This window comes from Ottowia massiliensis (assembly GCF_900240305.1).
GTDB lineage: Bacteria > Pseudomonadota > Gammaproteobacteria > Burkholderiales > Burkholderiaceae_C > Ottowia > Ottowia massiliensis.
This window is the reverse complement of sequence record NZ_LT964865.1, coordinates 1-1,765: the sequence shown is the minus strand read 5'-3', so window position 1 is coordinate 1,765 and position 1,765 is coordinate 1. Positions and strand designations below refer to the sequence as shown.

2 protein-coding genes and 1 pseudogene are annotated in these 1,765 nt (G+C 46.6%); all 3 read left to right on the top strand.

Annotated elements, in window-relative coordinates; all coding sequences use genetic code 11:
* A pseudogene (locus tag C1720_RS14060) lies at positions 1-905 on the top strand (hypothetical protein); the annotation flags it as partial.
* 2 nt (positions 906-907) lie between these two features.
* A complete protein-coding gene (locus C1720_RS13480; RefSeq protein WP_146007069.1) occupies positions 908-1,336 on the top strand; it encodes a hypothetical protein in 429 nt (142 codons plus the stop codon).
* 12 nt (positions 1,337-1,348) lie between these two features.
* On the top strand, positions 1,349-1,765 hold a 417-nt coding region (locus C1720_RS13475; RefSeq protein WP_146007068.1), incomplete at its 3' end, for a hypothetical protein.

Genomic DNA, 1,765 nt, shown 5'->3' with positions numbered 1-1,765 from the left:
ACAAACAGAATGCGCAGACGGCGCTGCAAAAGTTGCCCATAGGCGGAGAAGTGGGCAGTGAAATCAGGAATGCCGTCAATGCCGGCAAGGAAGTGACCGTGCGTGAGAAGAGCATCAACAAGCACGGATGGAAGGGGTTTGGGTATATTGTTATTGATCCGGAAACCGGGGCCGGGGCTTATATCATAGAAGGGAGTGGGAATGGAGGGAATCTTCTTTTTGATGAGTCTGGTCTAAAGGTCATGCGCTTTTTCAGCGTTGATGCTCCACCAACCTCTATGGATCCCACATTCCTGCGTACTACCTATTCCATTGGTGTGCTGGCCGTCTATTCAGCCATGAATACCATATCTGAAATTTGGGAATGTCACAAGGAGGCCATTCAAGAAGCAGTTTTAACCATTCTTGTCGTTCTGGCTGTCGCAGCGCTTGTGGCAGCACTGACCGCTGGCAGCGGGTTACCAGCAGCCGTATTGACTGCATTAGCCATCATTTCCACGAATGCCAATGCTGCATCAGGTGGAAACCAGAAATGTCAACAACCCAGAGTGAGAATACAGATTCAAGAGAGTCAGTATTGCAATAATTTTGGAGGCACGACATTGAATACCCTGCCTGGAGAAGTTATTAAAGGAGAAATTGGTGTCGGTGTAACCATTGCACAAGCTGAACAAGGTATGGGAAGATTACTGGCGAGAGCGGCAGTAGCGCCTTGGATTCCAAACAGGTTTTTTCCGAATCTAACAGCGATGGGAGCAACGGCGATAGAAAATTTGAGAAGATTTCCACCAACTGGTATCTCTGAAGTCGGAAATATTCGGCCTGCCACGACACAACAGATGTATAAAAAAACATGCTTCCGTATTGATGTGGAAAATCTTTACGGGACTAACTTCAAGGAGTAAATATGGAATGGTATGTGACCGCTATGGAGGAAATAAAGAGAAGAAGAGGAACCAAGAAGGAGCGAGCAATACTTGACCTATGGGAACGACTTGGTAATGAAAGAAAAATTGACAGCGAGGCTTGTAAATATATTATAGAAAACTTGCTGGGAATATACCCTCGGCTGGATTTTAATCAAAAGCATGCCGCCTTGGAATTATTCTTAAAGATTGGAGATGGAAATGAAATCAAAAACATAATATTTGATTATTTCGGGGAGATATATAAGGAATATACAAGATTGGCGTGCAGGTTATTAAATTATCTCTATATAATGAGAGAGCTTGATCATTCTTCCGAGTCAATGGAACATATTGGCCCCTGGGAACTGGACAAAACTTTTGCGGAAGTGCGCAAAAGGCTGAAAGAAGGCAATTCACCTTATCTTTGAAATAGTGCCGCCTTGCCACTCAAAGAAGGTTTGCCTGCTGATGACTTCAATCAGGCCATCATGAACAGCAGTGCGAGAAAAAGGCTTCGCCTCATTTCGTTGCGGGAGAATGATCACGCAATCAAGGCCGGATTCACCAAGACTGTCAATGCCGCATCACCAGCCTCTTGCAGCATCAAAAACAGGAGCAAATTCAGCCCTATCAAAAATCCATTTGCCGCAGTAAGTACGGGGACTTCATGCTATCAATCAAGGAGCAAGTCAGGCTGCTTCTTTGAACCTTGTTCACTTTGCACCCGCTACACACCCGACGCCTGGATTCCCATGGACGCCAGCTTCAAGCAATACACCTACAGCGACGGCATGGATCTTCAGCAGGCCGTGCCGCTGGATGCGGCCGCCCTGATCAGCGCCGCCGGGCAAGGCGCG

Excerpts from the sequence above, each read along its gene's own strand:
- C1720_RS13480 (WP_146007069.1), top strand. The coding sequence starts at position 908 with ATGGAATGGTATGTGACCGCTATGGAGGAAATAAAGAGAAGAAGAGGA.